The sequence below is a fragment of the Blastocatellia bacterium genome, assembly GCA_025055075.1.
In the GTDB taxonomy this organism is placed as follows: Bacteria; Acidobacteriota; Blastocatellia; order HR10; family HR10; genus HR10.
In genome coordinates this window covers 86,291-110,638 of record JANWYV010000013.1, presented here as the reverse complement: position 1 = coordinate 110,638, position 24,348 = coordinate 86,291, and the positions used below count along the sequence as shown (strand labels likewise).

24 protein-coding genes are annotated in these 24,348 nt (G+C 60.5%); 3 read left to right on the top strand and 21 right to left on the bottom strand.

Going from position 1 to position 24,348, the window contains the following annotated elements; translation table 11 throughout:
• Positions 1-100: 100 nt before the first annotated feature.
• The 15 genes from NZ746_03620 to rpmH all read right to left on the bottom strand — a co-directional run bounded on the left by NZ746_03620 (position 101) and on the right by rpmH (position 14,918).
• Positions 101-1,792 (bottom strand): hypothetical protein, encoded by a 1,692-nt coding sequence (locus NZ746_03620; protein ID MCS6816451.1) that lies wholly within the window; start codon positions 1,790-1,792, stop codon positions 101-103.
• Positions 1,789-2,574 carry an ABC transporter ATP-binding protein gene (locus tag NZ746_03615; protein MCS6816450.1) on the bottom strand — a complete coding sequence of 262 codons (786 nt, stop codon included), beginning with the start codon at positions 2,572-2,574 and terminating at the stop codon, positions 1,789-1,791. The genes NZ746_03620 and NZ746_03615 overlap by 4 nt, the downstream gene beginning before the upstream one ends.
• A 118-nt stretch (positions 2,575-2,692) precedes the next feature.
• A complete protein-coding gene (gene dnaN / locus NZ746_03610) occupies positions 2,693-3,793 on the bottom strand; it encodes a DNA polymerase III subunit beta (protein MCS6816449.1) in 1,101 nt (366 codons plus the stop codon).
• 261 nt (positions 3,794-4,054) lie between these two features.
• Positions 4,055-5,455 carry a chromosomal replication initiator protein DnaA gene (dnaA, locus tag NZ746_03605; protein MCS6816448.1) on the bottom strand — a complete coding sequence of 467 codons (1,401 nt, stop codon included), beginning with the start codon at positions 5,453-5,455 and terminating at the stop codon, positions 4,055-4,057.
• 364 nt (positions 5,456-5,819) lie between these two features.
• On the bottom strand, positions 5,820-6,005 hold the full coding sequence (locus NZ746_03600; GenBank protein ID MCS6816447.1) for a hypothetical protein: 186 nt from the start codon (positions 6,003-6,005) through the stop codon (positions 5,820-5,822).
• Positions 6,006-6,066: 61 nt separating this feature from the next.
• Positions 6,067-6,471, bottom strand: a complete 405-nt coding sequence (locus NZ746_03595; GenBank protein MCS6816446.1) for a polymer-forming cytoskeletal protein — start codon at positions 6,469-6,471, stop codon at positions 6,067-6,069.
• A complete protein-coding gene (locus NZ746_03590) occupies positions 6,468-7,325 on the bottom strand; it encodes a ParB/RepB/Spo0J family partition protein (GenBank protein MCS6816445.1) in 858 nt (285 codons plus the stop codon). Before NZ746_03590 ends, NZ746_03595 begins: the two co-directional genes overlap by 4 nt.
• On the bottom strand, positions 7,294-8,079 hold the full coding sequence (locus NZ746_03585) for an AAA family ATPase (GenBank protein MCS6816444.1): 786 nt from the start codon (positions 8,077-8,079) through the stop codon (positions 7,294-7,296). The genes NZ746_03590 and NZ746_03585 overlap by 32 nt, the downstream gene beginning before the upstream one ends.
• Before the next feature lie 101 nt (positions 8,080-8,180).
• Positions 8,181-8,828 carry a 16S rRNA (guanine(527)-N(7))-methyltransferase RsmG gene (gene rsmG / locus NZ746_03580; GenBank protein ID MCS6816443.1) on the bottom strand — a complete coding sequence of 216 codons (648 nt, stop codon included), beginning with the start codon at positions 8,826-8,828 and terminating at the stop codon, positions 8,181-8,183.
• Positions 8,809-10,710 carry a tRNA uridine-5-carboxymethylaminomethyl(34) synthesis enzyme MnmG gene (gene mnmG / locus NZ746_03575; GenBank protein MCS6816442.1) on the bottom strand — a complete coding sequence of 634 codons (1,902 nt, stop codon included), beginning with the start codon at positions 10,708-10,710 and terminating at the stop codon, positions 8,809-8,811. The genes rsmG and mnmG overlap by 20 nt, the downstream gene beginning before the upstream one ends.
• Positions 10,707-12,089 (bottom strand): tRNA uridine-5-carboxymethylaminomethyl(34) synthesis GTPase MnmE, encoded by a 1,383-nt coding sequence (gene mnmE, locus NZ746_03570; protein ID MCS6816441.1) that lies wholly within the window; start codon positions 12,087-12,089, stop codon positions 10,707-10,709. Before mnmE ends, mnmG begins: the two co-directional genes overlap by 4 nt.
• 142 nt (positions 12,090-12,231) lie before the next feature.
• Complete coding sequence (gene yidC, locus NZ746_03565) at positions 12,232-13,983, bottom strand: membrane protein insertase YidC (protein MCS6816440.1); 1,752 nt, start codon at positions 13,981-13,983, stop codon at positions 12,232-12,234.
• Positions 13,984-13,989: 6 nt separating this feature from the next.
• On the bottom strand, positions 13,990-14,241 hold the full coding sequence (gene yidD, locus NZ746_03560) for a membrane protein insertion efficiency factor YidD (GenBank protein MCS6816439.1): 252 nt from the start codon (positions 14,239-14,241) through the stop codon (positions 13,990-13,992).
• Positions 14,238-14,756, bottom strand: coding sequence for a ribonuclease P protein component (rnpA, locus tag NZ746_03555; GenBank protein ID MCS6816438.1), 519 nt, complete (start codon positions 14,754-14,756; stop codon positions 14,238-14,240). The genes yidD and rnpA overlap by 4 nt, the downstream gene beginning before the upstream one ends.
• An 18-nt stretch (positions 14,757-14,774) precedes the next feature.
• Positions 14,775-14,918, bottom strand: coding sequence for a 50S ribosomal protein L34 (gene rpmH, locus NZ746_03550; protein MCS6816437.1), 144 nt, complete (start codon positions 14,916-14,918; stop codon positions 14,775-14,777).
• A gap of 334 nt (positions 14,919-15,252) precedes the next feature.
• On the opposite strand from rpmH, the gene NZ746_03545 reads away from it, so the two are divergent.
• A complete protein-coding gene (locus NZ746_03545) occupies positions 15,253-16,083 on the top strand; it encodes a hypothetical protein (GenBank protein MCS6816436.1) in 831 nt (276 codons plus the stop codon).
• Positions 16,080-16,643, top strand: coding sequence for a PqqD family protein (locus NZ746_03540; GenBank protein ID MCS6816435.1), 564 nt, complete (start codon positions 16,080-16,082; stop codon positions 16,641-16,643). The genes NZ746_03545 and NZ746_03540 overlap by 4 nt, the downstream gene beginning before the upstream one ends.
• Positions 16,644-16,653: 10 nt before the next feature.
• On the opposite strand, the gene NZ746_03535 is transcribed toward NZ746_03540, so the two are convergent.
• The 5 genes from NZ746_03535 to NZ746_03515 form a co-directional block, all read right to left on the bottom strand.
• The gene (locus NZ746_03535; protein MCS6816434.1) at positions 16,654-17,412 is read right to left on the bottom strand and encodes a polysaccharide export protein; all 759 of its coding nucleotides are present in this window, start codon (positions 17,410-17,412) and stop codon (positions 16,654-16,656) included.
• Between the two features lie 144 nt (positions 17,413-17,556).
• A complete protein-coding gene (locus tag NZ746_03530; GenBank protein ID MCS6816433.1) occupies positions 17,557-18,975 on the bottom strand; it encodes a hypothetical protein in 1,419 nt (472 codons plus the stop codon).
• Between the two features lie 7 nt (positions 18,976-18,982).
• The gene (locus NZ746_03525; GenBank protein ID MCS6816432.1) at positions 18,983-20,188 is read right to left on the bottom strand and encodes an undecaprenyl/decaprenyl-phosphate alpha-N-acetylglucosaminyl 1-phosphate transferase; all 1,206 of its coding nucleotides are present in this window, start codon (positions 20,186-20,188) and stop codon (positions 18,983-18,985) included.
• 48 nt (positions 20,189-20,236) lie between these two features.
• A complete protein-coding gene (locus NZ746_03520; protein MCS6816431.1) occupies positions 20,237-21,787 on the bottom strand; it encodes an ectonucleotide pyrophosphatase/phosphodiesterase in 1,551 nt (516 codons plus the stop codon).
• Between the two features lie 120 nt (positions 21,788-21,907).
• The gene (locus NZ746_03515) at positions 21,908-22,789 is read right to left on the bottom strand and encodes an endonuclease/exonuclease/phosphatase family protein (GenBank protein ID MCS6816430.1); all 882 of its coding nucleotides are present in this window, start codon (positions 22,787-22,789) and stop codon (positions 21,908-21,910) included.
• Between the two features lie 166 nt (positions 22,790-22,955).
• Between NZ746_03515 and NZ746_03510 the strand changes: the two genes are divergently transcribed.
• Positions 22,956-23,372: a hypothetical protein gene (locus NZ746_03510; GenBank protein MCS6816429.1), complete on the top strand. Its 417-nt coding sequence runs from the start codon at positions 22,956-22,958 to the stop codon at positions 23,370-23,372.
• Here the strand turns inward: NZ746_03510 and NZ746_03505 are convergent.
• Positions 23,317-24,336, bottom strand: a complete 1,020-nt coding sequence (locus NZ746_03505) for a hypothetical protein (protein ID MCS6816428.1) — start codon at positions 24,334-24,336, stop codon at positions 23,317-23,319. The genes NZ746_03510 and NZ746_03505 overlap by 56 nt on opposite strands.
• Positions 24,337-24,348 lie beyond the last annotated feature (12 nt).

Genomic DNA, 24,348 nt, shown 5'->3' with positions numbered 1-24,348 from the left:
CCGATTTCCGAAAGGCAAGGCAGAGCGATAAGGTCTGCTTGTTCGAGCCGCGCCGTCGGCGATCCCACCTCCGCTACGCGCGCGGTGATCTCATCACCGCTTACGACGGCTCCTCGAGCCGCTGGAAAAGCCCCCCCTCTAACTCCTGCTGCATCCACGTCGCATGGGCCGCCCTTCGATCGGCTGCGCGATTCAGGATCCATCCAAGCAGCAGAATGAGCCCGAGAGCCACGATCAACCACTTCGGATGCTTGGAGAGCACATACAGGATGGTGAGGAACACGCCGAAAATCGGCATGGAGAGGAACGCGAGCGTCACCTGCCGCGTCTGGGTCATCTTCGCCGGTTCCTGCGAGAACGGGAACCCACCTCGATAAAACAGGAACGCGATGCCGAGGAAGATGTAGCTGAGCGCAAATCCCAGCACCGCATACAAGAAGGCATGCCACGGTTTCCAGAACCAAGCGAAGGAGGCGCCGATGAGAAGGAAAAGCGGCAAGAGGAGAAAGATGAGAAACGCCTTCCGGACGCCAGCGAAAAAGCGCACGAGGTCTCGCACGGGCGTCACGCGAAAGAGCCACGCCGCCGCATGCTCCTGCGAATAGGGCAAAAGGGCCTGAAAATTCATGATGAGAAGCGGACCAACAAGCAGCGTGAAGAACGCCGTCGAGGGGAATCTCTTGCTCGGAAGGAAGGGATCGGTCAGGCTCTTCTCCGCGATGCCGAGCGCGATGAAGGCGATGGGAAAGCCGAGCGCCGGGTACAGGCGCAGCTTCAGCGCGCGATCCCGTCTGAGCATCCGCCGGATGAGATAGAAGGCAGCACGCTCTTCAGGACTCCTCGCCACGAGCCGTTCGAGAGCGCGCGCGATCCGCCGACGAATCGGGGAACGAGCACGCCATCGTTCGGCCGTCGCCGCGCGCAATCGCGCCAGATGGAACGAATACTCCAAGGAGAAACTCCGCAGGCCCGCGCCGACGAGGACGCCCGTCATGAGCATGCCCCATCCCGCCCAGAGCATATAGTCGCGCTCCCACTGCCCTAGCCCGATCTGCACTAAGCTCGCAAACCATCCCGGCGGCGTCAGAAGGATCGCCCGGCGACTTTCGGCAAGTCCCTCTTGTTCCCAATACGGCATCGCGCGCAGGATCACCTGATAACCGAAGATGACGACGAACGAGAAGACAATCTGCACGTAAACGAGCACGTCCTTGAATCGCTCGTAATTGATGACGCGCAAGAGGGCGCCATACAGGAGCACGATGAGCATCGCCGAGAAGAGGCTGGCTAAAAGCGCTACCGGAAAATACGCGAATGGGAAAGACCGCTTCTCGGCGTCCGAGAACGCACCCAGCAACGCCGGAAAGACATTGAGCGCCGAGCCGATCAGCAGGACGTAAAACAGGAGATTGCTCAATTTCGCCGCGAAATACGTTCGAGAGCTGATCGGCCGATGCCCCAGAATCTCGTAGTCGTCAGGACTGACGATCGTCGCCCCGAATTCGGAGAGGACGATGAAGGCGACCATCAGCATCGAATAGGCGAGGAAGATGAGCGAATAGTGAAACAGCTCGAGCGTTCGAAAGGTGAAGAGCGCGAAGATCAGGCTGAAGATCCCATAGATCAAGCAGGTCATCAGCAAAGGAGAGCGCATGTCCTGACCAGCGGACAAGGCGCTCTGGCGCCGAAAGTCCAAGATCAACGAGACGTGCAACAGATGCCAATACTGGTGGGGATCAATCCCCAAACGGCGCGCCAGCCGCTCCAACCACGCGATCAGCCGAGGACTCATTTTTCCATCCCCAGGACGCTTCGAGCGAACGCTTCCGCCACTTCTTCGATATCCGAACTGTAGGTCAATTGCTTGAAGATATCTTCGAGCGTCCCCTGACGCGTCAGCTCCTTGAGCTGCTCGACCGTCCCATCGGCGACGATCCGCCCCTTGTGAATGATGATCACTCGCGTGCACGTCCGCTCGACGACATCCAAGATGTGCGAACAGTAGAAGATCGTCTTTCCCTCAGCGGCCAAACGCCGAAGCAATTCTTTCAAGAGCAAGGCGCTGTGTGCATCCAGTCCCGTGAGTGGCTCATCGAGAAAGAGCACCTTCGGATTGTGAAGGAGCGCGGCCGAAATGAGCACCTTCTGCTTCATCCCCTTCGAGTAACTGGAGAGCCGTTCGTGCATGAAGGACTCCAGTCCGAACAGTTTCAAGAACTCCTCGATTCGATAATCGAGGACCTCCTCCGAGAGGTGATACAAACGCCCGACAAGTTGCAGGTACTCGTAGGCCGTCAAACTCTCGTATACTCCACCCGTCTCCGGAACATATCCAATGCGCCGCTTCACTTCGATCGGATCCTTCAACAGATCGAGACCGTCAATGACGATCGTGCCATCGGTCGGTCGCAAGATGCCCGTGAGCATTTTCACCGTCGTGCTCTTGCCCGCTCCATTGGGGCCGAGATACCCGACGATCTCTCCCCGGGCGATCGTGAAGGAGATCCGATCCACGGCCAGCACGCCATCGTATCGCTTCGTCAAATCAACGACCTCGATCATCGGTCCGCTCATCTCTCCATGCCTCCCGCAGAGCCCTCGCGCCTTGCCATTCTACCACGTTCGCTCGGAGAGCCAATGGGAGTTCCTCCACGCGACTTTCTGGGTCGCGTCCGATCGCATGCCCGCTGATTCAGAGGAGTCGCATCGGCATGACGACGTAGAGATACCGTCCCTCTTCCCCGAGCGGGCAAAGCCGCGCAGGACTTTGCCCATCCCGAAGGGCGATCTCCACCTCCCCACTCACGACACTCAAGAAATCCAACAGATACTCGACATTGAATGCCACATCTATTGGCTCCCCATCGTATGCGCACAACAATTCTTCCGTAGCTTCCTCGTCCTCGGAGGCCGACCGCGCCGTGAGTACCAGACGCCCTTGGGAGAAACTGAGCCGCACTCCTCGGCTGCGTTCGTCCGCCAAAATAGCCACCCGACGACAGGCTTCGCGAAGACTCTCCGCCGAAACGACAGCTCGCGCTGCTGCTTCCTTCGGGATCACTAATTCGTAATTCGGGAATTGTCCGGTCAGCAACCGAGACACCAACTCCCGTCCTGCCACCCGAAAGTACACGTGGTTCGTATCCGCTGCGAACTCAACGGACGCCTCTTCTTCCGCATGCTCAATAAGCCGACTCAGCTCGCGCATCGTCTTCTTCGGAATTAGGCACGTGTTCCGCGACATCGGTGGCTCAGCCGTCTCCCATAACGCCAACCGGTGTCCATCGGTCGCCACCAACCGCACTCCACCATCCCACCACTCCGTTTGCACTCCCGACAACGCATATCGCATCTCCTCCATCGTCGTCGCGAAGATCACGCGCTCGATCCCCTGTATCCACTTTCCAGCCGAAAGCGCGCGACCTTCCTTCGGGAAAGTCGGGACATCGGGAAAATTCTCCGCCGCGAGTCCAGAGAGCCGAAACCGCGCTCGCCCGCACGTGAGCGTCACGCGCTCCTCCGTCCCTGAAAGCTCGATCGGTTCCTCAGGCAATGCCCGCACGATGTCAAAGAGTTTCCGTGCCGGCAGGCATACAACTCCATCCTCTCCCACTTCCGCCTCGCACTCCAACTGCATGCTCACGTCCAAATCCGTTCCCGTGAGTCGTACCTTTCCTTCCCGCGTTTCCAATCGGACGTATGCCAAGATAGGAATCGTATGCCTTCGCTCAACCACCGTTTGCACGAGTCCAAGCTCCCTCTGAAAGGCCGATTTAACGAGCTGTATGTGCATGGCTGCTTCTCCCTTTCTCTAGAGATCTTTAGAGATCTTTTTAAAAAAAGAAAAGATAGATCCAGTAGTCGTAGTAGGCGCTGTGGAAATGTGGATGACTTTCGGTAAGTCCATTGAATTATTGCGCTTACATGATTTTTGGCTTGTGGAAAATGCTGTGGAAGAACTGTGGACGCCTGTGGAAGAATGCCCACTCCAAGGAGTTTCCACAAATTTCCACAAGCCATCCACAGGTGGGGGATGTGGAAAACCATAGCAAGTCTATTTCAATCTATCAATTAGGCTGTTGATAATCCTGTGGAAATCTTCTCGCTGCTCGTACAGCTCGCTGATCTTGTTGATGCTGTGCAGTACGGTCGTATGATGCTTCCCGCCGAATTCCCGACCGATCTCCGGAAGGCTCGCCTTGGTTAAGCGCTTGCACAGGTACATGGCGATTTGCCTGGGCTCAGCGACCGAGCGCGAATTATTCTTCGATTTCAGATCGGAAACTCTCAGGCCGAAGTAGTCAGCCACCGTCCTTTGAATCAATTCGATCGTGATCGTCTTTTCTTCCTCTTCCTCTACGAGCCCACGAAGTGTCTCTTGAGCAAGCCCGAGGGTGATGGGACGCCCGGTCAGTGACGAATACGCGATCAGGCGAATCAGGGCGCCTTCCAGCTCGCGAATGTTCGATTTGATCTTGCTCGCGATGAAGAGTGCCACATTGTCCGGAAGGGTGATCTTCTCCTGCTCGGCTTTTCGCTTCAGGATCGCGACCTTGGTCTCCAGATCGGGAGGCTGAATATCGGCGATCAGACCCCACTCGAACCGGGAGTGGAGTCGCTCTTCGAGCGTGGGGATCTCGCGTGGGGGACAATCGCTAGTGATGACGATCTGTTTCTGCGCGTCGTAGAGCGCGTTGAACGTATGGAAGAATTCTTCCTGCGTGCGCTCCTTCCCGGCGAGGAATTGGATGTCGTCAATGAGCAACACGTCTATGTTCCGATACCGCTCGCGAAAGGCCAGGGTCTTATCGTAGCGAATAGCGTTGATCAGCTCGTTCATGAAGCGCTCCGAGGAGACATAGGTGAGGCGCAGGTGTTTGTTCTTGGCCCGAATGGCATGGCCAATGGCATGCATGAGATGCGTTTTCCCCAATCCCACGCCGCCATAGATGTAAAGAGGATTATAGGCTCGCGAAGGCGCTTCGGCTACGGCCAAAGCCGCGGCATGTGCAAATTGGTTCGAGGAACCGACGACGAAGGTGTCGAATGTATACCGAGGATTCAACGGCAACTCGACCGGCTCCAGGTCCACAAATCGCGTCGCTGGAGGGACGATCAGATCGCTCTCCTCTCCTTCAAAGAGCGAGAGCCCGACGTGATTCTTCGAGACGTCGTCTTTTGGCGTCCATTCTGGGACTTCTTCTTCTCCCCTGACGAGGAACCTGATCGAGTGATTCTCCAGGCGAAGCTCGGCAAGCGCCTCCTCGATCACATCCATGTAGTTGTCCGTGATCCAGTCTCGGAACATCGCATTGGGCGCTTCGACGATTATCGAGTTCTCTTTCGCCTCGCGAAAAACCAACGGCAAAAACCAGGTGCTGAAGCTATGGTGATTGACCCTCTTCTCTATGGCCGAAAGCAGCGCATCCCAGATCTGGCGTGACATAGGCTCCACTCCTTGTCGAAGTTTTCGCTCCAGCTTTGCGCAGCAAGAGAGAAATCTTGGGGTCGGGCCGACCGCCTCGACCCAATTGAAGGACCGCGAGTAATTTGATTTTTCCACAATTTTTCCACAACCCCAGAAATCGCAGCCTCAAATTCGACTTTAATCATATAAGTGCCTCTATTCTCAATAACTTACCCTGTTGAAAACCCGCCAAAGAGTAGCACAAAATCGCTCGTTTGGCAAGAAAAATCCACAGGTCGCCCAAAAATTTTCTTGACCTGGGAAGGCAGGCCCTATGGCCTTCGTAGCAGCACTTGGCAAAAATCTAGGAGACCGTACGGGAGAAGCGGCCTTCTCCTAGGGGGGGAGAGCATCACGGGCTTGGCCGATAGGCCTGAAGGATTCGGCGTCCTTCCTCACTTTTCGGATCAATCGTGCGCAGATGCTTTCTCCCTTTCATAACCCAAATCGCGGCGATCTCGCCATCTTTCTCGACGGCGTGATAGGTGATCTCCTCGTCTTGGGTCGCCATTGTTTCCTGCTCGTGCCTCTCTTCCATGGCTCATTCCCTCCTTTCGAATCCTCACATTGTGAGCGGGATGGCGTCCTGCGTCAAGCCGCTATCGTGCGGCTTCGACCTCTCCGGCGGCATGGGCCATATGCTCGGGGGACTTCTCTTGCACCTCCGCGAGAGTCGTGATGCTCCCTTCCCACTCGGCGCCTTCGTCCACGCGAAGGATTGGCGTCGAGACATCGCCACGGATGCGCGCCGTATTCAGAAAGTGCACCTTTTTTTTGGCGATGACGTTACCGATGAGCGTTCCGCCGAGAGTGAGGATACCGACTTCGACATCTCCCTCGATGACGCCCTTTTGGCCGACGACCAGCTCTCCGTCGGAGACCACTCTTCCTTTAATCCGTCCATGGAGGTGCAGGACGTCAGAGAATCTCAGATCGCCGATGACCTCCGTCCCTTCGTCGAGGAATCCGCGGACTTCCACAGCGGGCTCTCTTCGGAATCTCATGATGGAGCATCTCCTTTCCGAAGGATGAGCGTGTAGAGACGTTCGAGATCGGTAGCTGAGTAGTATTCGATCTCGATCTTCCCACCGGTAGCCCCGGGGATGATCCGCACCTTTGTTCCCAAGTATCGGCTGAGCCGTTCGGCGGCTGCACGAAGATGCGGATCCAAGGGCGCACGCTCTCTCCGCGCGCGAACCGGCGGCGCTGCGTTCAAACGTCGCACGAGGGCCTCGGTCTCGCGCACGGAGAGTCCTCGAGCGACGATCTCATGAGCCAGCTGCTTTTGGAGTTCGCTCGAAGAAAGCCCGAGAAGGGCTTTCGCATGTCCGAAGGAGATCTTCCCTTCCTCGATCAAAGCTTGGATGTCGCTCGGAAGGCGGAGCAATCGCAACGAATTGGCGATCGAGGTGCGATCGCGGCCAACGCGCCGAGCAAGCTCTTCCTGCGTCAGACCCAGCTGTTCAATGAGCCGCTGATAGGCTTGCGCCTCTTCGATGGGATTGAGGTCTTCGCGTTGAATGTTCTCGATGAGCGAGAGCTCCAGCACCTGCTCCTCGGGGACATCTCGAACGACGGCCGGGACTTTCAGCAGTCCTGCCAACTGAGCTGCTCGCCATCGGCGTTCTCCAGCGATGATCTCATAGCGAAGCCCACGGCGGCGCACGAGGATCGGTTGTACAAGGCCATGAGCGCGGATCGAGTCCGCTAGCTCGCGCAGGCGATCTTCGTTATAGCGCGTGCGGGGTTGGTGCGGGTTCGGATCAATGAGGTCAATGTCCAACTCGGTGATCTGCTCCGTCGTCGCTGTCTCACCAAGGAGCGCTTCAAGTCCCCTGCCGAGTGCCTTTCGCGTCATGATTGAGAACCTCCAGAGCGAGATTTCGATAACTCTCCGCTCCACGGGAGCGATCGTCATAGAGGATGATGGGTTTGCCGTGACTCGGGGCTTCGGCCAAGCGCACATTGCGCGGGATGACCGTTTGAAAGACCTGCGAGCCGAGAAAATCCCTGAGATCGGCCATGACTTGATGGGAGAGGTTTGTCCGCTCGTCGTGCATCGTGAGGAGGAACCCCTCGATTTGAAGGCGGGGATTGAACTGCCGTCGGATGCGGACAAGCGTATCCCACAATTCCGAGACGCCTTCCAATGCGTAATATTCGCACTGGATGGGCACGAGCACCGAATCGGCGGCGGTCAAGGCATTGAGCGTGAGGAGTCCGAGCGAGGGCGGGCAGTCAATGAAGATGAAGTCGTACTGATCTCGGATGGGATCTAGAGCGTCGCGAAGACGGTATTCGCGTCGCTCTAAGTCCACAAGCTCGACTTCGGCGCCGGTGAGATTGCGTTCCGATGGCACGAGCCAAAGCGTAGGGATTTCCGTCGGATGGATGAGGTTGGCGATGGGCTCGCCGAAGATAAGGGCATGATAGACCGATTTCCGGATGGTACCTCGTCGAAGTCCGAGCCCGGATGTGGCATTGGCCTGGGGGTCGAAATCCACAAGCAGCACGCGCCGTTCCAAGGCAGCTAGGGCAGCCGAGAGATTAACGGCCGTCGTGGTCTTGCCCACGCCTCCCTTTTGATTCGCGATGGCGATCGTGCGACCCATCGTCGCGTCGGCGTGAAGATAGCACAAAATAGCGAGGTTGAAAAGCCGAATTTTCTGTTCCACGTGGAACCGTGCGCGGCTGGCGTTCCACGTGAAACCCCTCAAGGAGTCGACTGTTCAAGGAGAAGCATGCGCCGTTTGTGAGCATAGGGGATGGGGAGAGAGCGCCAGGTCCATCTGGGACCAGCATGACGCCTGACGGTTCGCTCCAAATCGCTCCCCCCAAGGAGGAGGACCTGCCGACATGCTTCAGCGAAAGCCAGAAGTTCCGGGACTCGCTCCGCCATACGCTCAAGCGCTCGACAAAGGAGCGCGTCGAAATCCCGACGCTCATAAGCCTGGAATCGTTCGCAAACGACCTCGACGTTCTCCAGACCGAGTCGGCGGATTGCTTCCGAGAGGAAGATGGCGCGCCGTCGGTCCTTCTCAATCAAAATCACCTCCATGTCTGGCCGCACCACCGCCAAGGGAATCCCAGGAAATCCCCCTCCCGATCCCACGTCGGCGATCCGCCGAACCGAAGGGAGTAGGAATTCCCCTACGTACAGCGACTCCACATAGTGAAATCGAGCCGCTTCCTCGGGCTCGGTGATCCGCGTGAGATTGATCCGCTCGTTCCAATGAAGCAAGAGTTCGTAGTGCTCGCCAAGCTTGTGACAGAGCGCTGCTGAGAGGGAGAGACCAAATCGCTCCGCCCACGCGAGCGCGTGAGCGCAAAACTCTTCCCGTTTACGCCCGGGCTTGCTCACGCCGTGATCGCAGCTCAAGATAGATGTTCAAGAGCGTCAAAGCCGCAGGCGTCATGCCCGGAATTCGACGCGCTTGTCCGAGCGTCCGAGGCCGAATCCGCGTCAGCTTCTCCACAACCTCCCGCGAGAGCCCCGAGATCTGACTGAAATCCAAGTCTTCAGGGATCACCCGCGTCTCCATCCGCTCGAGCTTCTCCGCCAACTGATACTGGCTCTCGATGTATCCGGCATATTTCAAATCGTTCACTGCCACTCGAAGCGCTTCTCGATCTGTGTGCTCCCGCAATCCTTCGGACAAAAGAATCGCGACGTGTTCGGCTTCGACCTCGGGACGACAGACGAGCTTCGCCAAAAGCGTCGGTTCATTCAGCCGAATTCCCGTTACCTCACTGAAACGTTGGAAACCCGGTGTCTCACTCTTGATCTTCGTATTCCAGAAGTATCGCTTCAGCGTTTCTATGCTCTCCCGCTTTTTCGAAAATTCGATATAGCGATCTCCGCTTATCATGCCTATGCGATAGCCAATTTCTGTGAGTCTCATATCGGCATTGTCGTGTCGAAGAAGCAGGCGCAATTCCGCTCGCGATGTGAACATGCGGTATGGCTCGTCTACTCCTTTCGTCACCAGATCATCAATGAGGATGCCGATATAGGCCTGGGAACGGCTGAGCACCAGAGGGTCTTCGCCGCGGACGCGCAATGCGGCATTGATTCCAGCCATAATGCCTTGAGCAGCAGCCTCTTCATATCCGGTCGTCCCGTTGATCTGGCCGGCATGGAAGAGGCCGCGAATGCGCTTGGTCTCCAGCCAAGGATGAAGTTCGGTCGGATCCACAAAGTCGTACTCGATGGCGTAAGCCGGGCGGATGAACTTCGCGCGTTCTAGTCCGGGGATCGTTCGCACGAATTCTAGTTGCACTTCGACGGGCATGCTGGAGGAGATGCCGTTTGGATAGATCTCGTCGGTGTAATAGCCTTCGGGCTCGAGGAAGATCTGATGCCGCTCCTTATCGGGGAACTTCACGATCTTGTCCTCGATGGAGGGACAGTAGCGGGGACCGATGCCGTGGATTTGTCCGCTGTAGAGGGCCGACTTCTCGAGATTCCGGCGAATGACCTCGTGGGATTTCGGGGTCGTGTAGACGATGAAGCAGTCAATGAGCGGTTGCGTGATGGCGCGCGTGGTGAAGGAGAACGGCTGCGGAGGATCATCGCTCGGTTGGCGTTCGGCTTGGGAGAAGTCGATCGTCCGACCGTCGAGGCGTGGTGGGGTGCCTGTCTTCAAGCGCCCGATGCGGAAGCCGATTCGGCGCAGGGTCTCGGCCAGCTGCAGCGAGGGCTTTTCGCTCAAGCGTCCGGCGGGAAAAGTCAATCGCCCGATGTGGATGAGGCCGCGCAAGAACGTCCCGGTTGTGAGGACGACGGCGCGAGCTGCTAGGGCGCGTCCGTCGGCTAAGAGGACGCCGTAGATTTCTCGACCATCGGTGAGCAAGTCGGCGACTTCACCCTCGATGATCGAAAGGCCTGGGGTTTGGCGCAGTTGCCGTTGCATTTCCTGACGGTATACGGTCCGATCGCATTGAGCGCGGGGGGATTGGACGGCTGGGCCGCGGCTACGGTTGAGGACGCGGAAATGGATACCGATGCGATCGGTGACCACGCCCATGAGGCCCCCGAGGGCATCAATCTCGCGCACGAGGTGGCCTTTGGCGATACCGCCAATAGCTGGGTTGCAGGACATTTGAGCGATCAACTCCGTCGAGAGCGTGACGAGAGCGGTTCGGCACCCCATGCGAGCGGCCGCGTGAGCGGCTTCGCAGCCAGCATGTCCGCCGCCGACGACGATCACATCGAAGCGATCGGTGAAGTTCACGGCCTTCATTTCCCAATGCAAAAAGTCGAGAAGATTTGATCGAGGATATCTTCGATCGTCACCTCGCCCGTGATCTCCCCCAAATGGCGCAACGCGTCGTGCAATCCCACGAGCGCGACCTCTTCCGAGTATCCCTCCTCGAGCGCGCGGTGCGCCTCTCGCAGGCGCTCGCACGCTGCGACGATCAACCGGTGATGGCGCGCATTAGTGAGTATAACATCCTCGGGCTGAAACGCGCTACCGGACGTGATGATCTCCAGGATCCGCTGTCGCAACTCGTCCAGTCTTTGACCCGTCAGCGCAGAGACGCGGCAGAGCGGAGCAGTGGCCTCGAGCGCTCGAACCGATTGGGGATCCAGCCGTTCGGGAAGATCGCATTTGTTGATGGCGATGAGTCGTGGGACCGATGCGGTCGCCTCCAGGACTGCGCGATCATCCGCATCGAGGGGTTGCGAGCCATCTAGGACGACGAGCACGAGATCGGCGTCGGCGATAGCCTGTCGGCTGCGTTCGATCCCCAATCGCTCCACTCGATCGCTCGCCTCGCGCAAGCCCGCCGTGTCTACTAGGTGCACGGGGACGCCCGCGATCGAGGCCGTCTCAATGAGCATGTCGCGCGTCGTGCCTGGGATCTCGGTCACGATGGCGCGCTCGCGTTCCAAGAGGCGGTTGAAGAGGCTCGATTTCCCGACGTTCGGCTTTCCCACGATGGCCACATGGATGCCTTCGCGGACGATGCGTCCGGTGCGGTATTGAGCGGCGATAGCGTCCAGTTCGGCGATCGCGCCCTCGAGCCGCGCCATGAGAGCGGAGCGGCTCTCAGTCATAACGTCGTCCTCGACGAATTCGACGGCCGTCTCCATCTGCACGATCGCGTCCACGAGGGCTTGTCGAATGGGATGGAGGCGTCGGGAGAGGCTCCCCTGCATCTGCCGCAAAGCGACGCGGGCTTGGGTGATGGTTTGCGCTTCGATGAGATCGCGGATCGCTTCAGCTTGGACGAGGTCGAGGCGCCCATTGAGGAACGCGCGGAGGGTGAACTCTCCCGGTCCAGCAGCGCGCGCCCCGCGTTCGAGCACGAGCTCCAGGACGCGTCGCAGCACGACGGGGCTTCCGTGACAACTCAGCTCGACGAGGTCTTCTCCCGTGTAACTGTGCGGTCCTGGAAAGAAGGTGACGATGGCCTCATCCACGAGGTCGCCCGTATGGGGATCGCGAATCTCGCCGAAGGTCGCCCGGCGCGGCGAGAGGTCTGCGCTCTCGCTCTTGGGATGAAAGATCATTCGCGCGATCTCTCGCGCCGCGGGACCGCTCAAGCGGATGACGCCGATGCCGCTGCGTCCGGGCGGCGTCGAGATCGCGGCGATTGTGTCCTCAGATGGGTACATAGGCCTTCTCCTCACGCGCCCGTAAGGATATTTTGTCCTCGGGCAGGGAAGACACGCAAAACGTCACTTGCGCCCCCCACGCTCGGAAGGGGGCGGGCTTTATAATGACGCAGACGCGCTGAGGGCAATTCGACGAAAGGGATCAGCTTTTGGTCGCGACCTGAGGCTTCTTATCTCGCCGTGTCGTCTCGGCAGCTTCAGTGGGGGGTGGGAGTGCGCCGAGTGCCCGATTGATGAGAAGCTGCTGGCCGATGCCCACCAAGTTGCTGAACATCCAGTAAAGAACGAGTCCGCTCGGCGCTCGCCAGAAGAAGAGGTAGGTGAGCAGGATGGGCATCAGGTAGGCCATCATGAAGCGTTGGACGCGCTGCGCGGGATCGTTGCTCGGCATGGGCGTCAGAAGCGTCGAGGCGATCATCGAGACGCACATGAGGATCGGCAGAATGTGCCACCGATCGGGCGAGGAGAGATCATCAATCCATCCCACGAAGCGCGCCTGGCGCACATCGAGGCTAACCGTCAGCAAGACGAACATCGCCCAGAAGATCGGCAGTTGCAGCAGCAGCGGCAGACATCCGGCCAGAGGATTCGCCTCCTTCATGAGCCGCAGTTGTTCCATCTGCAGCTCCTGGAGGCGAGGATCATTCTTCTTCAAGCCCTTCATCTTCTCCTGCAATTCGCGCATCTTGGGCTGTAGCGCGCTCGCCTTCCGCATGCGAATGGTGGAGGATCGGCGCAAGGGATAGAAGAAGAGGTTGAGCACGATCGTCACGACGATGATGCCGACGCCGTAGTTGCCCGTGAGCCGATGTACGCCCTGCAGCGCCGGAAGCAGAATCCAGGTGATGAGGGGCTTTACGACCGAGGAGAAGAACCCGTAGTTGATGACCTCTTCGAGCGCTACGCCGCCCAACTGCGCATCGAGCGCCTCCAGGACCTTCGGATCCTTCGGCCCGGCGAACACCGTGTACTCCTGCGGTCCGCTCACCGGAAGCGACAAGGCGACGAACCGACGCGTGATCTCTTCCTCCTCGATTGTCTCCTTTCGCTCGTGCGTGGAGAAACTCACCCCTGCAGCGGGAGTCTTGGGGATAGCGACCAAAGCGAAGTAGTTGTCCTCAACGCCGGCCCAAGTGATCGGGCCTTGAGGGGATTCCTTAGACGCTTTCTCAGCCGGGACGCGCACGGTCTCTTCGCGCGCGCGCACGATAGCGATCGGCGGGGTCTTCGTGTAGGTATCGCTCCGCTTAATGCTCTGATCGCCGAAGTTCGGCCCGAGGACGAGAGAAAGATCAAGCGGGCGTCCCTCGCGGTACGCCGAGATTGAGAGGCGAAAATCATATCGGTCGCCGAAAAACGTGAATGCTTTCTGGACTCGAAGCCCACGCCCCGGATCCTCATAAGTGAAGGTGAGCGCGCGCGTCTCGCCTTTTCCAATGCGGAGCACGGTCTCTTCGGACGAGAGGGCGTAGGTGGCCTCTTGCAATTGGCGATCGAGCGCAGCCTCTTGGCTTCGCAGGGCGAACGGGCGGCCCAGTTTCTCAACGACATCGCGCTCTTGAGGGATCAACTCGAGCGGCCGCCGATCGTCGCCGAGCAGAGGTTGTCCATTTGGTCGGTGATGAATGTTCCAGCTTCGCGCGACGGCGCCTCGATTCGTGAAGATGGCCGTCCAAAAGGGCGTCTCAATGCGAATCTCTCGTTCCGGAATGTTCGCGATCGGCGCGGCGGCCGGAGGTTCTGTCGGCACCGCACGCTTTTCTTCCACGCGTGCCGGCGGTTGCGGTTTCTTCTCGGGCATCGTCGGTTGCGGCGGCGGTGGCGCGAAGAAGTAGTACCAGATGGCCAAGATCGCCGTCGAGAGGACAAACGCTAACAGCACGCGCTTTTCCATCGAAGCTCACCTCGAGTGGGACAGGAGTTCCCTCGTCTCGCGCGACCAGTGGGGGACCGGATCATAGCCCCCCGGATGGAAGGGATGGCAGCGGAGCAGTCGTCGGAATCCCATCCAGGCCCCGCGCCAGAAACCAAAGCGCGCGATGGCTTCAGCCGTGTACTCCGAACACGTCGGGATGAAGCGGCACGCGGGGGGCAGCATCGGCGAGATGCCGAATTTGTAGGCCTTGAGCAAGAAAATGGCGATCCATTTCATAGCGCGATCGGCGAGGGAGCAAGCGTGACCTCGGCATATCGTGAGCGAAGGGACTCACGTCCCAGCTCTGCGCAGGAAGACGTTTCCGGCGGGGGCATCGCCCTCGGACTCGGCGTTTCGCTCCTGCGCTCGCGCAGGTTTCGGGTCACGCGCTCGATGAATCGGAGAAACTCGGCTTCGACGGCCCAATAGTCGGCTTCGCGAATGGCCTCCTTCACATTCACCACGAGGTCGAGTGGGCAGGGGAGTCGTCCTTTGTTCTTGCGGAAGACCTCCCGAATCAGGCGCTTGGCTCGATTCCGACGCACGGCCTTGCCGATCTTTCGCGAGACGGCGATGCCCAATCGAGATCGCGGCTCTTCGCTCATACGCGCGAAGATGGTGAATAGCGGTGAGCTGTAGCGCTTGCCTTCAGTATAGACCTTCAGGAAATCCCGTCGCCTCTGCAAACGCTCCGACTTTCGGAATCGCTCATCCGGCATGCGCTCCCTATCCTCGACCAAGGGTCGCGTCACGGCGCGAGCGCTCTCCCTTCAATAATGCTCCGGCGTGAGTCGGTATCGTCCCTTTCGCCGCCGCCGTTGCAAGACCTTTCGCCCGGCTTTCGTGCTCATTCGCGCTCGGAATCCATGGGTCTTAGCTCGGCGCCGATTGTTCGGTTGGTACGTGCGCTTCATCGCGTGTTTTCCCCCTCAGGACCATCGCATCGCCAAGTCTCCAAAGTCCAAGAGAATACTCGAATTCCGGCGGAGTGTCAACCGAGCGCGCCGATCGGCGCGCTCTTTCCCGAAGGACGTGTTGGTGCGCTCCGGCAGCAGGATATGTCGTCCTCGTGCGCATCGTCTTCAAAGCGCGCTCCGATTCGCGAGGCGAGAGGGAGGGGGAAGATTGATTTCGCGCGCGGGACTAGCATACAATAGCCGAGCGATTTTCCACGCGATGAGTGAGGAGGAGGAGATGAGAAACGCAGCGTCTGGCCTCTTGCCGCGCTTGCGGTGGGGGTCGTCGTGAATGGAGAAACTCGACCGCCTCAGGTGGGAGGCCGGGCTAGCGATTGAAGCATTCGGCGTACGCGTGGGCATTCGCGCAAACCATGCGCGCGCGTTGGAATGTGTCCGGTCACTTTTGCCTCCGGGGTGGAAGCTGGCGCGCACGCCAGTGGTGGAGCATTTGTATTCGCTCATTCTGCAAGAGGCGCAGGCGGAGGGGCGCGTGCGTCGGTATCATCTCGTCTATTCGGGAATAACGCGTTTGGCGCGGACGTTCGATTTGGAAGAAGCGCTGCGCTTCTTTGAATTGGACCTGCATTTCTACATCGCCGAAGCCGCGCCGCGGCATATCTTTGTGCATGCGGGAGTGATCGGATGGCGAGGCCGAGCGCTCCTTTTGCCGGGGCCGCGAGGGAGCGGAAAGAGTCATCTGGTCGCGGCGCTTGTGCGGGCTGGAGCGAGCTATCTATCCGATCGCTTCGCCGTGCTCGACCGGCGCGGGCGCGTGCATCCCTATCCGGTCCCAATCGAGTTGGCGCGCTCGACCGATGGGAAGCTGGAGAAACATGCGGCGGAGGACCTAGGAGGAGAGACGGCACGTCGTCCACTTCCGATCGGACTCATTGTCTTCACGCGATATCGAGCCGGGGCGCGATGGCGACCGCGCGAGCTTTCACCCGGAGAAGCGGGGGTGGAGTTGCTGCGACATGTGTTCTCCACAGCGTGGATGCCGCAGTTCGTGCTCGGGACGCTCGGCGCGCTCGTCGAGCGCGTTCCCGTCATGAAGAGCGCGCGAGGGGAAGCCGAAGAAGTGGCACACGCGCTGTTGGCTCTTTTGGAGGAAGTGCGATGAAGGAGCGACCCAAAGCGCGGCGCCAGGATTTGATCCAACAAGAGGTGGGGGAGGAACTGCTCATTTACGATCAAAGGCGGCATCGCGCCTTTTGTTTGAATCCGATGGCCGCGCTGGTCTGGCGGCGCGCCAACGGGCGACGCACGATCGCTGCTTTGAGTCGCATCGTCGAGCGCACCTTCAAGGTGCCCGAAGGCGAGTCGATCGTGCGCTTGGCGGTGAACCGGTTGGCGCGAGCGCGCCTTCTGGAGAACTGGCAGCCTTTTCTGAACGACCCGCGCTCGCCATCCCGGCGAGAGGTGATGCGCCAGATCGGACGATGGGGGCTTTCGGCAGGCCTCGCCCTCTTGCTTCCCACGGTCAAAGCCATTCTCGCTCCGACGGCGGCTCAGGCGGCAACGTGCGTCACCCCGGCAGATTGCTCGCGACGGCGTCCAGGACAATGCGGGCAGTTCCCATCCCTGTGCTGTGGAACGCCAGGTTGGAGGTGTCAGCTTAGTATTCTCGATCTCCCTAACCCTCGTCCGATATGTGTATGCTTACCGCCCTTTGGGCCATAGGAGCCACGGCTCACCAGAAGCGCCTAGGGACGAAGACGGTATCGTTGGGCTTGAGTTCTACATCGGGACTGTGGCCGCGGATGATCTTATCGAGGTCGGCGCGCAGGATCTCGACGCTGCCATCGGCCCGTCGGCGTTTGATCTGAATCTTACTCCGCTTGGCGAATTCGCTCGGGCCGCCAGCGTGAATGATGGCCTGTGAGAGCGTGAGTCCAGGGGTATACTCGATGGCTTGCGGCGTTCGGACTTCGCCCGTGAGGAAGACGTATTCTCGAGGCGATTGGACTTCGAGGATGTCGCCGGGCGCGACAAGCGTCGTGTACTTCTCGAGCGTCGTGAGATCCACGGTGAGGGTCGTTGGACGCCCTTCGCTCCACCGCGTGAGCGTGACGCGGCGCGCCGTCGGACGCACGCCCGCGCGCGCTAGGACTTCGATGAGTGGGACGCGCTCGCGCCTGAGGATGAATGGTCCCACCGCTCCCACGTCCCCGAGCAGATAGATAACGTGGCTGCGATACTCCTTGACGGCCACCGTCAGCTCGGGGTTTTCAAAATATCCGTTTCGCAAGAGTCGCCGCAGCTCTTCCTCAATTTCCGCCGTCGTCTTCCCCGCGACCGAGACGCTCCCCAAGTAAGGGAAGAAGATGTGCCCACCCGAGGAGACGCGATACTCGCGCGGCAGTTCGGGATCATTCGCGAGCGTGATCTCCAGCACATCTTCCGGCCCCACGAGATAGATCTCCGTGAGCCGTGACTCGGACGCGTCCATCGGTACGGAGATCGGCTTTCGCGAAGCGGCCTCCTGGTGCCATGGTGCGCTGAAGGTGTGCGGAGAGGAGAAGAGAAGCGCACCGAGCGAGGCGAGCACCCATTGGCGGAGCCTTCTCTCAAGTCGTCGTGCGCGCATGGTCGTTCAAAATCGTCTCGCTGCCGTCCCAGGGATCCATCGGCCCAGGACCACCCCCATTTTAAACCGACTCCGCTCGAAGGAGAAGGGGGTGATCGTCGAACCCCGCTCGTAAAAGATATAGCCGACTTGCACGGCCAGAAGCTCGTGCAGGCGAAACGTGATCTCGGCGCGCGTTCCCACCAACCGATCCGTGCGTCGCACGCCGACGAATTCCCAGAGAGGCACTCCGCCGAAGCTTGAATCGAGGCCGATGGGGACGGGGAAGCTCAGGCGCTGCGCCTCCGCTCCGATCGCCCACGTGAGCCGCGGCCCGATGCGCTGCGTGAGAGTGGCCGAGAGGCCGGCGGTCAGCGCGAAGGCGTTCCCCTCTTCGGGATTGAAGGCCGAGAGTACGGTCGTGCGCATACCGCTTATGGAGAGCGTTAGCCGATGGCCGAATTCGCGTTCCAGAGCGACTGCCAGATATGGACCGAAGAAGTTACGAGCCGCGCGGGGGAAGCGATGGCGGCGCGCGGCCACTTGTACCTCGGCGCGCAGCGTGGGCATTAGGCGACTCCGCAAGGTCGCGCCCACTTGCAGCAATCGTGCGTCGTTCAATCGTGGATCGCGCGCATTCTCGGCCCGACGGGAGTGAGTGCGCCCGATCTCCACGTCGAATTGAAGCGTGTGGCGCGGACGCCAGCGGCGCGCGTACGCGAGGGCGACCGTCAGCGTCGTGTAGTCGAAGAAGAGGTCATCGGGACGAGGGGGACCGGAGAGCTCCACGCGGTTGAGGCCGATGTGGGCGCTCAGGCGATCGCGTTCGGTCACCGCATATTCCGCGCGCACGGCGAGATCGTTCCGCCAGAAGGGCTTCGCGTTGAAGAAGATTTCGCGCCCGGGATCGAATTCGAGCGTGTCGAAGGTCGCCTTCGTCCAATGGTCGCGAACGGCGAGCGTCACCGCTGGCCCCAAGCGCGTCGTGAAATCAACGTCGAGCCGATGCGCCACATTCGACGAGGGCAGCTCTGCGATGCGAAGCACGCGGATGAGCGGAGCGTAAGTCAGGCGGAATCCGCTGCGCAGTGCGGGGACTTCCAGATCCACTCCGGGAGCGATGGCGAAGATGCCGTTTCGCGCGCCGCGCGTCTCCGCGAGGGTGAGGAAATTGCTGTCGCCTTCCAGCCCCACCTCCAACGTGGGACGCAAGAGCGCTCGGCCGAGCACGATCCCCCCGCGCAGATAATCGCGCGCGATGGAGCGGCCGGGCGCGAAGACCGTCACATCGCTTCCCGGCGCCGTCACAGGCAGTGGCTCCAGTTCTTGAGCGGGCTTCTTCGATTCCGGCCGCGTGGCTGAAGGGCTCGATGGCGTTTGCGCGAACGGAGATCCGAGGCGGACCAGGAGAAGGACGACACCAGCGATGGCGAGCTTTCGCATCATACCGTACTCAGGTCGAGCGGGAGCTCTGGTCGCGCTCCGATTCCGAAGCGCTCATGGGAGGCGCTTGACCAACCTGCTCCGAAAAGAGGCGGATCTCCACGAAGCTCGTGCGACGGGGCACGACCATGAGGATCGTCGTCACGGCGATGATCGCAGCGACCTGCCCAAGAGCCAGGAGCGTCAGCATCGGCGTCGCATCTCGAAGCAAGAGGGCGCTCGCGCCCAAACAGAACGTCAGGAGATAGATCGTTCCGACGGCCTCCCGCTCGCTCATCCCCAGCTCCACGAGCCGATGGGACAGATGCGAACGATCGCCTCGATAGATCGGCCGTCCTTCGCGCCATCGAATCCAGATCACCGAAGCCATATCGTAGAGGGGGAGTCCGAGCACGATCACGGGCATGAAGGGGGCGAACCATTCATTGCGGATCTTCTCCTCGGGGGCGACGTAGGAGGCCAGGACCGTGATGACACCGAGGACATATCCGATCAACAAGCTCCCAGCATCCCCGAGGAAGATGCGCGCGGGGGGGAAATTATGTGCGAGGAAGCCCGCCAGCGCGCCGATGAGCGCCGAGAGGAAGAGGCCGATGTAGAATTCCCCAAGCGCTGTTGTGATGAGCCAAAGCAAAAGACTGCAGATGAGAGCGACGCCCGTGGCCAGCCCATCCATGTTGTCGAGCAGATTGAAGGCATTGGTGATGCCGACGATCCACACGAGCGTCGCCAGTGCCGCCAACCATGGATAGGCCTCCAAGAGCGAGACGCGCACGCCCGCCGCCACGATCAATGCTGCGGCTATCGTTTGACCGATCAGCTTCGCCCACGCCGGAAAACGTGGACCAGAGAGGTCATCGGCCAATCCCGTGATGAGGACGACGACCGATCCGGCCAAGATCACCCAGAGCGTCGGGAGCACGAGCGCAAGCGTGTCGAACTTGGCGAGCACTTCAGGAAAGAGCCGACGCGCGAATTCCTGCTGACGCAGCAGCGGCAGAGCGGCGAGATGCCCACCGATCACCGCGAGCAGGGCCAGGAACACGGCGACTCCACCCAGAAGCGGCTTCGGTTCCCGATGCTGCTTATGCGCGCCCGGATAGTCCAAAATGCCGATCGCGAGCGCCACCTTGCGGATCGCCAGGATCAACCCGTTCGAGAGAATGAAGGCGACTCCCACGATGTAGCCATAGGCGAGAAGCTGCTCTCGACTCATGTTGGCCAGCGCATCCTAGCTGGGCTCTGCCCGAAGGCGAAAGCGGCCTCACGACCCGCGCGCGCCGTGTGCAGAGCGCGATCCCGACGAGCTGGTGCGATCACCCGATTCGCGGCGCGGCAGATCGAGAAACAGCGCGATTGGCCGGCTGTAGGCCGGCGTTTTCAATTCTACGCCCAGAAGCGCGGCGAGCGTCGGCGCGATGTCCGTCATATTGACGACCGGAGCGCGAGCGCCCCGTCGCACGCCTCGTCCCCAGAGGATGAGCGAAGCGAACATTTGCGGGCGGTCGGGCAAGTATCCGTGCGTGCCGCGATAATTCGGACGCGCGGGACGAAGGGCTTCACCGCGATAATCTCCTCCCAAGGCGCAGAAATCGGCTCCCTCTAAAAAGAACGCGGCCGTGGGCGCCGCGCCGAGTCGCTCCAGCTCTGCGGCTTCGATCACCCGCAGAAGCGGCGAGCCTGGCCGTTGCACCCATTCCTGGAAAACCCGCCGTATGGTCTCGCGCGCGGCCTCATCCGAAGGATCGCGCAAGATGATCGCAGCCGATCCGCCGTTCGGCCATACGGCTGCGCGCCATTCGACGATGCGCCCCTCCGAATCGAATTTCACCAAGCCCGCTTGCGCGAGCACCACGCCCGGATGAAATTCCCGCTCCACGGGCATGAAGCCGTGATCGGAGACGATCACCACGGTCGTGTTCGCTTCCATCCCCGCGCGTCGAATCGCGTCTAAGATTCGTCCAACGCGCGCATCCTGCTTCTCCAGCTCGGCATACGCCTCTTTCGAATGCGGGCCCGTGCGATGCTGCACGCTGTCCAATTGGATGAGGTGCAACAACAGCAGATGCGGCCGATAGCGCGTGAGCAAATGCACGGCGGCTTCTACGCGCAGATCGTCATCTTCCAAAGCATCGGGCTTCCCCACCGCGCGCAAGATCTCTTCCACGATGCCCGCCGGTCGCGAATGCTGCGCGACGAGCGCCCATGCGGGCGGTCCACCTTGAGCCGCTCGAGGATCGAAGATCTCCGGGATATTGTGATCAATCTCCGCTTCCACTGTGACGGGCCAACTGATAGCCGCCGTGCGACGCCCGGCGCGACGGGCGGCCACCCATAGCGGCTCGCTCCGAATCGCCGAGGCCCACCAATACCACCGACCCGTTTGCGGCGCCGTCGGCTCCTCGAAGATGCGATTGAAGTAGATGCCATGATCGCGCGGACGCGCTCCCGTCACCATCGCCGTGTGCGATGGATACGTCACCGTGGGATACACGCCGATTACGGCGTCGGCAAACGCTCCTTCGTTGCGCAGCCGACGCAGCGTCGGGATCTTCAACCCATAGCGATCCGGATTTCGGTAGTAATCGGGCACCAGGCCGTCAATCGAGATCATGACGACATGGGCTTCCGCAGATTCGGAGGCGACGGATCGCGGCCTGTGGAGAGGAAGCCCGCACACGAGCAGAAGCATGAGCCCGATCGCGAGCGCTCGCCCAAGCCCGCGCTTCCTCCAAAGCCGCGGGAAGAACCACACCCTCGTGCTCTCAAGCGCGGCGTTCGCTCGAGCGCTGATATACGGCTGATGCTGTTTCATCGCGTCCTCCTCTTTCGCTCTCGCGTGATGCGTCGTGCTCCCGGCGACATTCCTACGCCCGTCCTATTTCACCGCAAAAAGGGAGCGGGAGGCAAGCGCGAGGGATCGTCCTTGGGACGCTCATTGCTCATTGGGGGAGGGAAGCGCGACATCCACCCAAATCGGGCGATGATCAGATGCCGTGACTTCTTGAGCGACCCCATGGCCGAGCACGCGCAAATTCTGCACGTAGATCCAATCGAGCGTCATGCGGATGAGCAATCGCTGATACGTCCATGCAGATCCGGGGAGCGCCGGAGAGAATCCGGCGTGTCGCAGCGCGCGATCCAGCGCGCGCCGGTCTCCTCGCGTGAGCGTGTTGAAGTCGCCGAGGATGAGGCGATGAGGCGTCGCCTGTCGAAGTGCGCTTTGAAGAGCGGCCTCGACTTGTCGCACCTTCAGCTCGACGGGCACGAGTGCTTGAACGTGCAAATTGTACAGACGAAGACGCGTGGCGCCGATCGCAATCGTAGCTCCAAGAGCAATGCGGGGCAGGTCATCAGGGCGTCGCTCTTGTGGCAGCACGATGCGCTCGACATCCAGGATAGGATACCGACTGAGGAGAGCGAGCCCGATCTCCCGATCGCCTCTCTTCTTACCGGGGAGATAGACGTAGTTCAGCTCCAGACGTTCGGCCAGAACGCGCGCTTGGCTTGTGCGCGGATCGCGCACGACCTCCTGCAGAGCGAGCACGTCAGCGCGCGAGAGTTCCGGGTGGCTGCGAAAGGTCGCGAGGATCTGCTCCAACTTTCGGCCCAAATGGATGTTGTAGCTGACGATTCGAATCGTCGCGGGCGCCTCGCCCGACCAGCGACTGAATTGCCCGTGCTCTTCGAGCGAAGGGGAGACGCGCCCTTGTCTCCCTCCCTGAGCGACTTCTGCGCTCAGCCAGGTCGGCGGGAGCGACGGGGAAACTGTCGCTTGTCCCCAGAGAAGAATGACGAGCAGCGCCCATCTGCGCATAAGGTCCCCTCGAACCATCCCCTTCATCGAAGCACGGCGGGAAGCGCCGATTCCGTGCGCTTCGTCAGCACTGCGCGGCAATGATAGGGATCCTCCTCCTCTGAGAGCAAGAGCGCGTGATTGGCTAAAATATACTGCCGGCAATTCCCAAAGGGAGGGCACGAAGATGTGGGAGCGAGCACTCCGAGCGGCTCTCGCACTTGGACTCGGTGCGGCCATGGTCCTCGGAGCCCCTATCGCCCGCACATGGAGCACGACATCGTCCGCGCCTCAAGCGTTCGAGAAAGCACCGCAGCGCGGCTTGCGCTGGTGGGGGCGCGTGGATGGACGCGACATCCTCTGCATTCGACGAGGGACCGTATGGGTCATCCATGAAGAGGGCGAGCCGATCGTGGACACCGATTTCCGATTAGAGCGACCGCTGCCGGCCGAACCAGTGACCGTGAGCGTGCGAAAGATCCGAGGGCGCGGGCGCGTCGAAGTTCTCGAGCAACCCTCGCGAGAGAATAATTTCACGGCTCGCATCCTCATCGAAGACAAGAAGAGCGGATCGGATCGGTACGAGATCGAGGTCTTCTGGTGAGATCAGCGGCCTCCAACACGCGCTCGCAAAGCGCGCGAATGTCCTCGACCGAGGGATCACCTTGCACGATGGTGGCGGGTCCGCGAGGCCCCCAGCGCCTCGGGTCCGTGGCGATGAAGAGGGCGATCACAGGAGTCCCGACCGAGGCCGCCAGATGCGTGACTCCGGAATCGTGGCCGACGAAGAGATGGCTGCGCGCGAGGACAGCAGCCAGCTGAGGCAGCGGCGCATTCGTCACTCGAACCAGACGCGGCGATATCCCCGCGCGATCTCCCGCAGCATGAAGTGTCCAAAGTGGCTCGACGACATCGCGATCGGCCGGCCCTTCGATGAGGAGGAACGCGCGATCTGACCGATCGAGGGCTTGAAGGAGCCGAGCGAACCGATCCACCGGCCAACACTTCCGCCGACTGCCGCTCCCAGGGTGAATCGCGATGAGCTGAAGGGAATCGTCGGTCGCTTCGATCCCGAAAGCCCGAAGCATTCGCTCGGCGGCTTCGTGATCCTCCTTCAAAAGGGCGAGGCGCGGGGTGCGATCTTCGGCGGCGATCCCAAGAGGGGCGAGCGTGCTCAGCAGATGATCCACAGCATGCTCGGAACCTTCGGCAGGCGGTCGGCTGCTCGCGATGATCAAACGCGGCGCGCATTCGCCGTGGCCAAGACGGGTGAGCGCTCGCCGGTACGCCTCATCGTTGTGGCCGAACCAGGAGATGATCACGTCGAAACGGCGCAAGTAGGTAGCGAGATCTTCGGGAAGCTCTCCGGTGAAGGCGCGATAGAGACCGAGGGCTTCAATCGAGACTACGCGGCTGATGGGACTGCGTCGTTCGAGCAAGCCGTGAGGGACAAGCGATCCGGCCAATTCCATGTACGCTCCGGGAAAGCGCTGGGCGAGCGCAGCGAGCGCCGGAAGCGTGAACAGGCAATCGCCCAAGGCGCCGACATGGATGATGAGGATTCGCATTCGGCTCCCCGA